The sequence below is a fragment of the Rhizobium acaciae genome, assembly GCF_025941625.1.
In the GTDB taxonomy this organism is placed as follows: Bacteria; Pseudomonadota; Alphaproteobacteria; order Rhizobiales; family Rhizobiaceae; genus Rhizobium; species Rhizobium acaciae.
The window spans coordinates 48,367-57,530 of the sequence record NZ_JAPCZO010000036.1 but is presented as its reverse complement, the minus strand read 5'-3'; the positions used below and the strand labels follow the sequence as shown (position 1 = coordinate 57,530).

7 protein-coding genes are annotated in these 9,164 nt (G+C 61.7%); 5 read left to right on the top strand and 2 right to left on the bottom strand.

The genetic code is table 11. The annotated features are described in order from the left end of the window. Nucleotides 1–300: 300 nt before the first annotated feature. Entirely contained in the window at nt 301–2,295 is a 1,995-nt protein-coding gene (locus OLZ32_RS35975) for a methyl-accepting chemotaxis protein (protein ID WP_264425120.1), read from the top strand. 178 nt (nt 2,296–2,473) lie between these two features. Here OLZ32_RS35975 and OLZ32_RS35970 read toward each other — a convergent pair whose 3' ends face one another. After that, a complete protein-coding gene (locus OLZ32_RS35970) occupies nt 2,474–2,854 on the bottom strand; it encodes a VOC family protein (RefSeq protein ID WP_264425118.1) in 381 nt (126 codons plus the stop codon). 418 nt (nt 2,855–3,272) lie between these two features. On the opposite strand from OLZ32_RS35970, the gene OLZ32_RS35965 reads away from it, so the two are divergent. Continuing rightward, on the top strand, nt 3,273–3,551 hold the full coding sequence (locus OLZ32_RS35965) for a hypothetical protein (protein WP_130711881.1): 279 nt from the start codon (nt 3,273–3,275) through the stop codon (nt 3,549–3,551). A gap of 156 nt (nt 3,552–3,707) precedes the next feature. On the opposite strand, the gene OLZ32_RS35960 is transcribed toward OLZ32_RS35965, so the two are convergent. Then, nucleotides 3,708–4,856, bottom strand: a complete 1,149-nt coding sequence (locus OLZ32_RS35960; protein ID WP_264425127.1) for a helix-turn-helix domain-containing protein — start codon at nt 4,854–4,856, stop codon at nt 3,708–3,710. Nucleotides 4,857–5,210: 354 nt separating this feature from the next. Here OLZ32_RS35960 and OLZ32_RS35955 point away from each other — a divergent pair, with 354 nt between their 5' ends. The 3 genes from OLZ32_RS35955 to OLZ32_RS35945 are packed head-to-tail and all read left to right on the top strand — an operon-like array spanning nt 5,211 to nt 9,147. Then, nucleotides 5,211–6,257 carry a UDP-glucuronic acid decarboxylase family protein gene (locus tag OLZ32_RS35955; protein ID WP_264425116.1) on the top strand — a complete coding sequence of 349 codons (1,047 nt, stop codon included), beginning with the start codon at nt 5,211–5,213 and terminating at the stop codon, nt 6,255–6,257. Beyond that, on the top strand, nt 6,257–7,243 hold the full coding sequence (gene galE / locus OLZ32_RS35950) for a UDP-glucose 4-epimerase GalE (RefSeq protein ID WP_264425114.1): 987 nt from the start codon (nt 6,257–6,259) through the stop codon (nt 7,241–7,243). Before OLZ32_RS35955 ends, galE begins: the two co-directional genes overlap by 1 nt. Then, a complete protein-coding gene (locus tag OLZ32_RS35945; RefSeq protein ID WP_264425112.1) occupies nt 7,240–9,147 on the top strand; it encodes a glycosyltransferase family 2 protein in 1,908 nt (635 codons plus the stop codon). Before galE ends, OLZ32_RS35945 begins: the two co-directional genes overlap by 4 nt. Nucleotides 9,148–9,164 lie beyond the last annotated feature (17 nt).

Genomic DNA, 9,164 nt, shown 5'->3' with positions numbered 1-9,164 from the left:
CTCTCTTGAACGCCGGCACTCCGAGCGCTTGATCCTGGGTGCCCTCATACGCGCTAGGTAAAGTGCAACCTCTCAGCCCCAAAAAATCACAGCCATCCCCCGCCTCGTGTTAGCGCGGAATTAAAGAATATCGCCTCTTATTTGTTGCGACGACATCGGACCCCGCCAGCCGATCGCATGATGCAAGCGTCAGCCCAAACGTAATCCCTAATCCGCGATATTGAAGCAGCGTTTTCTGCAACAATTGATTTCAAAAGCACCGGGCGCGCGAGCACGCCCCGTCAATCGGGTGACATTTCCATGCTGAAACATCTGAAAATCCGCACAAAAATCATATCGGTGGTGGCGCTCCTGGGGCTGATCACCATGGCCGGGCTGATCTATGTCATTTCCGAGTTCCGCCGTGCGGACGCCGCCTACAGCGCCTTCATCGATCATGAGGCGCAGGCCTCGATGCTGAGCGCGCGCGCCAGCGCATCGGCGGTGGCCTCGGTGCTGCAGGTAAGCCTGCTTGCCGACATGAAGCCCGATACGCCCGAATTCCAGAAGGCGCTCGCCACACCGAGCAAGCTGCCGCAGGCGCGTGACCGCATGAAGCAGGCACTGGCACTGGTGCCCAGCCGCAAGCCGGCGATCGATGAAATTCAGGCGGGCATCGATGAGATCGAAGCGCTGGCGAACAAGATCATAGAACAGAGCAAAGCTAAGGACAGCGCCGGCGCCCAGGCGAATGTTGCCCTGATCAATGCCAAGCTCGATGCGCTGACGCCGAAGATGATCGCCAACAATGATGCGATGATGGCGATGCTCAACGATGGCGGCGACGCGCTCTCGGCTTCCGTCAACGGACGGATCGGCTTCTGTTTCGTGCTGATCGGCATCGCCGTTCTTGCCGCCGTCGGCTTCAGCGTGGTCGTCGCCCAGAAGGGCATCGCCGGTCCGATGACGCAGCTGCGCCAGCGCATGACACGGCTTGCCGAGGGCGATACCACAAGCGACGTCAGCGGCCTCGACCGCGGCGACGAAGTCGGCCAGATGGCAAAGGCCGTTTCGGTCTTCCGCGACAATGCGATCGAGCGCGCCCGGATCGAAGCGCGCGCCGAAGCAGACCGCGACGTCAGCGACAGCGAGCGCCGCGACCGCGAGGCGCAGAAGGCCCGCGAAGCATCCGAACTCGACCGCGCCGTCACCGCGCTCGGCGACGGCCTGCGCCGCCTTGCCGCCGGCGATCTCGCCTCGCATATCGCCGAGCCCTTCGTCGCGCATCTCGATGCGCTGCGTGAGGATTTCAACAACTCGGTCGAGAAGCTCAACGAAACCCTGCATACGGTCGGCGCCAATGCCCGGGCGATCGGCGCCGGCGCCAACGAGATTCGCTCCTCCGCGGACCAGCTTTCGCAGCGGACGGAACAGCAATCGGCCTCCGTCGAAGAAACGGCAGCAGCGCTGGAGGAGATCACCACGACGGTGCGTGACGCCGCCAAGCGGGCCGAGGAGGCGAGCCAGCTCGTCGCCCGGACCCGCCTCGGCGCCGAGAAATCGGGCGAGATCGTCCGCAAGGCCGTCTCCGCCATGCAGCAGATCGAGAAGTCGTCGGGCGAAATCTCCAACATCATCGGCGTCATCGACGACATCGCCTTCCAGACCAACCTTTTGGCCTTGAACGCCGGCGTCGAAGCCGCCCGCGCCGGCGACGCCGGCAAGGGCTTTGCGGTCGTCGCCCAGGAAGTGCGCGAGCTCGCCCAGCGCTCGGCCAAGGCGGCCAAGGAGATCAAGGCACTGATCAGCACCTCCGGCTCGCATGTGCAGACCGGCGTCTCGCTGGTCGGCGAGACCGGCAAGGCGCTCGACGCGATCGTCCAAGAGGTGCAGGAGATCAACCAGCACGTCCACGCGATCGCCGAAGCCTCCCGCGAACAGTCGATCGGGCTGCAGGAGATCAACACCGCCGTCAACACCATGGATCAGGGCACGCAGCAGAATGCGGCGATGGTCGAGGAATCCACCGCTGCCAGCCACAATCTGGCAACCGAAGCGGCAGCGCTCAACAACCTGCTCGGCCAATTCAGGCTGACGGGCACCGGCGGCTTCACCACGAGTGCGCCAATCGCCGCAGCAGCACCGCGCGCTGCCGCCCGCCCAGCAGCCAGGGCAGCCCCGGTCCGCGTCGCCCGCGAAGGCACCGCCCGCCCGGCCGCCTCACCGGCCCGCGCGCTCGGCCAGAAAATCGCCAACGCCTTCGGCGCCGGCAGCGGCACGTCGCCGAGCCAGGATCCCGACTGGACGGAATTCTGAGCCGCTTGAGGCTTGCCCCTCATCCGGCTGCCGCCACCTTCTCCCCGCACGCGGGGAGAAGGGATATGCTGCACCGGCCTCCTCAATCTCAACGTTGCGTTTGGCACGTCCCCTCGCCCCGTCGGAAGGGGGAGAGGGTTAGGGTCGCCCTTTCTCTCTGTGGAACCTCGTATCCGATTTATTCCGGCCGCCAGCCGATCTCGATGAGGATGTTTCCGGGCGCCGTGCAATAAAACAGCCAGCCGCCGCGCATGGCGACCGGCGGACCGGACAGATCAGCACCGGCAGCAGCAAGTCCGGCATGGACCGCATCGACATCCGTCTTTTCGGGCAGGATGAAGCCGACATGATAGGTCTGGCGCCCCATCTCCACCTGATCGGCGGTGCCGAATTTTGCGATTGCGTGGCTGAGGACGATTTCGAGGCCGGCATCGTCTTCGAGGATCGCCAGGCCGTTCTGGCCGCGCATATCCCTAAGTCTCAGACCGAAATGGCGGATGAAGAAATCCGCGGCGGCAGCGATATCGGGTACGTGGAAGTCGAGGTGGTTCAAGCGCATGACAGTCTCCGTTCGAAAAAATCCCGGGACTGCCTTTTGCCGTCTCCGCACGCCGCCGGGATCCCGCATCTTGGTGCGGATCACGTCGCGGGTTCTCGTGCCATGGCACGGAGCAGAGCTTCCGTGAGAGCGCGCTTGACGCTCGAACGGGAGGGACCGGGCTTACCTCAACCGATCCTGCCTTTTTCGACGATGCCGATCTAGCAGACGGCACCGGTTTCGGCAAGGATGCGTCGGCGCGCCTGGAGGATCGGGATTTTCACCCTAATATCCATAGGTGATGTCGCGTCCGGCAGTCGATCACGACGTCCCCGGGAATGCTTCCCAAAGGATTGAGGAGCGGCATGGGCATTTGTGTCGTGAACTCTCTCCGGCAAGGCGTAGAGTGACACAATTCACGGCATTGGGAGGGATGGACATGAAACCTGCAATCATCGGCCTCGTCGGCACGCTCGTTCTCGCGGGATGCAGCAGCGTCAGCTACAGCGGCCCGGGCCTCGAACCCATCCCCGGAAGTATCACCTATAGCGGCCAACCGCGCACCAAGCTCACCAAATCGCCGGTTGGTTCCGCCTTTCCGCATGATTTCATCGACCAATACGGCCGGCAGGTGGAGGAAACCTACATCATCCAGCCCGACCGGAGCCTGATCATCGCGCATCGGCAATATAAGCCGATCCGGTTCTTCGGGGATTAGGCTTGGCCGGCGTGGTTTGCGGGATGGAGCGGGTGAAGGGGAATATCCCTCAATTGCGAACGGAGGCCATGGGCTGGATCAAGTCCGCTGTGTCTTCGGCAAGCGCGTCGACCGCCGCTTAACGGACTTCGAGTCTGGATTTCAGCCCGCGCCGGATCAACCCGTCAGGGCCAGCCAATCACCGATCGTTTTTCCGTAACGCCGTGTGGAGCGGATTGCCGGAGCCGGCCGCTGTTGGGTTGCCACCGTCCTTCGGATTTCACGCGGGCTCAGCCCGAATTCGTGGATGAAGGCGCGCGTAAAATTGGCGGCGACCTCGAAACCGGCGGCTTCTGCGATTTCTGAAATCGGCCTGTGGTCGGCCGAATTGCTGAGATCCGCATAGGCCTGCAGCAATCGCCGCTTGCGAATATAATTGAGCACGCCTCCGCTCGCCTCAAACAGTTGATAAAGCCGCGTACGCGAAATCCCCAACGCGCGGCACATCACTTCCGGTGTCAAGTTTTCCGAATGGAGATTGACGTGAATGTAGCGGTGTGCCCGCTCCATCAGTCCCATGTTGGTCTGGTTTTGACCGGTATCAGTCCTTGTGGACGATGCGGCGCCCGCAACGACCATATCGCCGATGGTTTGGATGATCCGAGGCACTTCCTCTATCGTCAGATTGCCGAGGTTCGTTTCGAGGCCCGTGAGATAGCCCGTGAGCAACTCGGCGTGGCTGCCCGAAAGAACCGTGTTGCCGGCGCTCTGGAGAAGGCTCGCGTCGCGAGCCAGCAACTCATACGGCAGGAACACGAGCAAAGCTTCGGTATCGGTCATCCGTCCGCGATAGGGGCTGCCGAGAGACATGAAAAGTATCTCGCCGGCGCCGGTCTCGGTGACACGACGGTTGACCTCGGTCCAGGCCTGGCCGCTGCGCTGCAGGCCGACGTTCCAATGGTCGATGGGGCTCGATCGAAGCATGGCCTGATCGCGGACATATCTGTGGGCATGCGCGCGCTGCTGGACGATCAGGATATCGCCGAGATGCCAGCCGGTCTGCTCCGCGAGGAATCCGTCTTCGGGTGATTTTCCCTCCGGCAGATGAACATCCACGAGCGGCGCCATATGTGCCCGCCAGGCCTGGAATTGTTCTGCCGGTGGCAGGTCCTGCGTCGAGAATCGCAGCGGCTCGAGTGCAGGAGAGGCATGGGGCGGGCGTTCCTTGCGCATGGCCGGTTCACGCGGCCAGCGCCGCCGCTCCATATGCGCCGGCCGTTCCTGTTCCGCGGCAGGATCATCGTCGGATTCAGACCCTGTAGCCATCCAATTCCTCCAGCGCATAACCCGACCCGAGCCATGGAAATTGAGAAAAGCAATTGTTTTTGCGGCTGAAATCTCCGCAGAACTCCGTCTGAAAAAGCGGAAGTGCCCGAAGAGTCTCCTCCATAAGTTGTTTATCATATTCCTTTTCGCTCTGAAATGTACGGAGCGATAATTTCCAGGACGTGAGGATAACGACAATTGCCTTTCCTAGCTGTATCTAAATAAGCATCGGTTCATTCAAAAAGAAAAACCGGACGAACAAAATATTCGCATGATCGAACGACTTGGTTTCGCGATATGTCGAAGTAAATATCGAATATCTCATAGCAAAATCTGAAAACACGGGAGGTAGTCGTGAACTATCTTGGTAAGATTCGTGCGCGCTCTGTACAAGCTTCGGCTCGTGATGCAAATTGTCCATCCGGAATACATCGCGCTCCCAAGAGAGTTCTTGTCACCGGCGGTGCAGGTTTCCTCGGATCGCATCTCTGCGAGACGCTTTTGGCCGCCGGACACCAGGTGATCTGCCTCGACAATTTTTCCACCGGCATGCGGCGCAATATCGCCGATCTGAAGCGAGTCGATCGCTTCAATGTCGTCGCCCACGATATCGTCCACCCGCTCGATCTGGAAGTCGACGAGATCTATAACCTCGCCTGCCCGGCATCGCCCCCGCATTATCAGGCCGATCCGATCCATACGACAAAAACCTGCGTGCTGGGCTCCCTCAACCTTCTGGAGCTGGCCGCGCGCACCGGCGCACGCATCCTTCAGGCATCCACCTCCGAAGTCTACGGCGACCCGAACGTCCATCCGCAGGTCGAAAGCTACTGGGGCAACGTCAATTCGTTCGGGCCACGCTCCTGCTATGACGAGGGCAAGCGGTGCGCCGAGACGCTGTTCTTCGACTTCCACAACACGCACGGCGTCGAGATCAAGATCATCCGCATCTTCAACACCTACGGCCCGCGGATGCGTCCGGACGACGGCCGCGTCGTCTCGAATTTCATCGTTCAGGCCCTGACGGGGCAAGACATCACGATATATGGCGACGGCTCCCAGACCCGCTCGTTCTGTTTCGTCGATGATCTCATCGGCGGCATGGTCCGCATGATGGCCTCACCGTCGTCGCTGACGGGGCCTGTCAATCTCGGTAATCCGGGCGAATTCACGATCCGGGAGCTGGCCGAGCAGGTGATCGGATTGACCGGTTCCCGGTCGCAAATCATCCATCGCGCTCTGCCGGTTGACGATCCCCGTCAGCGTCGCCCCGACATTTCGCTTGCCATGCAGGAACTCGACTGGCGGCCGAAGATCGACTTGTCGAGCGGCCTGCGTCAGACGATCGACTATTTCGATGGCGTTCTCACCCGTCCGGCACGCGAGCTGGAGGCGGTCTGATGGATGCGCCCCGGGTCCTGGTCACGGGCGGCGCCGGCTATATCGGCAGCCACACCGCCAAGCTCCTCCGCTCGGAGGGGATTGAGCCTGTCGTCTACGACAATCTCACGACCGGAAACCGTTCGTCCGTGCGCTGGGGCCCTTTCGTCGAAGGTGACGTCCTCGACTCGTCATGCCTAATCGAGGTCATCGAGAAATATGCTCCCGATGCCGTCATCCACTTTGCCGCCTCGGCCTATGTCGGCGAGTCCGTGGAAAACCCGGCGAAATATTACAACAACAATGTCTGCGGTGCATTGTCGCTTATCGATGCCTGCCGGCAGACGGGGCTTCAGAACGTCATCTTCTCATCGAGTTGTGCCGTCTACGGCGTCCCCTCCGTGCTGCCGATCGATGAGACATTGCCGAAGGCTCCGATCAATCCCTACGGCAAGACCAAGCTGATCTTCGAGCACATGCTCGCCGATTATGCGGCGGCCTACGGCCTGCGGTATGTTGCCCTGCGTTACTTCAATGCCTGTGGAGCCGATCCGGACGGCGAGCTTGGCGAATGGCACGTTCCGGAAACCCATCTCATTCCGCGGGCGCTGCTGGCCGCGGCCGGCCGGATTCCGCACCTGGAGATATTCGGCGATGATTACGATACCCCTGACGGGACCTGCATAAGGGACTATATTCACGTCGCAGATCTCGCGCGCGCCCATGTTCAGGCCTTCACCCATCTCGCCAAAGGCGGAGCAAACCTCGCTATCAACCTCGGCACCGGGCGGGGTTATTCCATCAGGGACGTGCTGCGCGTGATCCAGGAAACGACCGGCTGCGAAGTCCCGGTCGTCATCCATCCACGCCGGCCGGGCGATCCGCCCAGCCTCTACGCCGACGCCAGCCTGGCCCGCGAGACGCTCTGCTTCCAGCCTCGATATTCCGACCTCGAAACCATCGTGCGGACGGCGGCTCCGTTCTTCGGTCTGGAGGCGCGCGCATGACCGAACTTGCGATTACCCAAGCGACGCATGCTCCGGAACCCTCCCGCGAGCCGCTTCTTGTCCCGGTTCTGACCGGACATCGGCGGGCCGAATATCTGTTCTTGGCAGCCGTATGGGCCTGCGCCTTCGCCTATTTCTGGATCTGGTGGTTGGAGCCGCGCCATCACGTCGATGCTTTCGGCACGATTACGGTGAGCCTCGTTCTTGCCTGGGTTACCGCTCTGCCGGCCTATTTCATCGTCGTCTTCTATCGGGCGGCAAGACCGAACGGTCCCTTGCGCCTGCCGGCGGGCAGTCGAGTAGCCATGGTCGTGACCAAGGCGCCGGCCGAACCCTTCTCGGTCGTCAGTGAAACCCTGCTGGCAATGCTTGCCCAGGAGGTGGAACACGACACCTGGCTTGCCGACGAAGACCCTTCCCCCGAAACTCTCGACTGGTGCTCCGGGCACGGGGTCCTCGTCTCGACCCGCAAGGGGCGATCCGATTATCATCGGACGTCGTGGCCCCGACGCACGCGGTGCAAGGAAGGCAACCTCGCCTTCTTCTACGACCACTACGGCTACAGCCGCTACGATTTCGTGGCGCAACTCGATGCGGATCATGTTCCCGCGCCCGACTATCTCTTCCACATGCTGCGTCCGTTCGCCGATCCAAAGGTCGGCTATGTCTCGGCCCCCAGCATTTGCGACAAGAACGCTTCCGAAAGCTGGTCGGCACGTGGAAGGCTCTATGCCGAGGCCAGCATGCATGGTTCGCTCCAAGCCGGTTACAATGGCGGCCTGGCGCCGATGTGCATAGGGTCGCATTACGCGGTGCGTACCGTCGCCCTCAAACAGATCGGCGGCCTCGGTCCGGAGTTGGCTGAAGACCATTCGACGACATTGATGATGAATGCCGGCGGCTGGCGGGGTGTGCATGCGCTGGATGCCATCGCCCATGGTGACGGCCCCAGAACCTTCAGCGATCTCGTGACGCAGGAATTCCAGTGGTCGCGCAGCCTGGTCATGGTGCTGTTGCGGTACTCGCCGAGCCTCCTCGGCCGGCTGCCGCCCCGGCTCAAGTTCCAGTTCCTCTTTTCGCAACTCTGGTATCCGCTTTTTGCGTTCTTTATGTTGCTCATGTTTGCGTTGCCGATCATCGCGCTCGTGCGCGGCCAGAACTTCGTGACGGTGACCTATCCCGATTTCCTGGCGCATTTCGCACCGCTTTCTATCGCTCTCGTGGTGATGGCTTATCGCTGGCGCGCCAGCAGCTCGTTCCGCCCCTACGACGCCAAGATCCTGAGCTGGGAATGCATGCTCTTTCTCTTTGCCCGCTGGCCCTGGGCGCTCGCCGGCACGCTGGCTGCGGTGCACGATTTTGTAACAGGCTCCTTCGTCGATTTCCGCGTCACGCCGAAAGGCCGGTCCGAAGTCGATCTGCTGCCGGTGCGTGTCCTGGCGCCCTACGCTTTGCTGGCGCTCATTGCGGTATTGCCCGCCCTGGCAATCGGCGATGCCGGCGCTTCCAAGGGGGCTTACTTCTTTACCGTCCAGAACGCGGCAATCTACTGCGCGCTGCTGTTGGTCATCGTCGGGCGCCATTCGAAGGAAAATACTGTTGCGGCGGCCCCACGTTTCTACCGTCCGGCGATGGCGACCGTGCTTCTTGCGCTCGTCGCGCTGCCGGGGGTTGCAACCGTCATGCGCGGAAAGGATGCGACCGAGGCACTTGCCTGGGGCAGCGGCCGCCTTCAGCTGTTCGAAGAGCGCTATGCCGTCGCCGGTGCAGGCCGGGGCGGGACCGCCCTGCGCACGATCTTTTTCAAACCACGATGGATTTCCGATCCGGAGGAGATCCAACTGAGAACCGATGCCGCTCACCCGGATGTGCGGCCGAGCGTGGAGGAAGTACACAATGCATAGCCCATCCAAAATAGCCC

Excerpts from the sequence above, each read along its gene's own strand:
- OLZ32_RS35975 (WP_264425120.1), top strand. The coding sequence starts at position 301 with ATGCTGAAACATCTGAAAATCCGCACAAAAATCATATCGGTGGTGGCG.
- OLZ32_RS35970 (WP_264425118.1), bottom strand. The coding sequence starts at position 2,854 with ATGCGCTTGAACCACCTCGACTTCCACGTACCCGATATCGCTGCCGCC.
- OLZ32_RS35965 (WP_130711881.1), top strand. The coding sequence starts at position 3,273 with ATGAAACCTGCAATCATCGGCCTCGTCGGCACGCTCGTTCTCGCGGGA.
- OLZ32_RS35960 (WP_264425127.1), bottom strand. The coding sequence starts at position 4,856 with ATGGCTACAGGGTCTGAATCCGACGATGATCCTGCCGCGGAACAGGAA.
- galE (WP_264425114.1), top strand. The coding sequence starts at position 6,257 with ATGGATGCGCCCCGGGTCCTGGTCACGGGCGGCGCCGGCTATATCGGC.
- OLZ32_RS35945 (WP_264425112.1), top strand. The coding sequence starts at position 7,240 with ATGACCGAACTTGCGATTACCCAAGCGACGCATGCTCCGGAACCCTCC.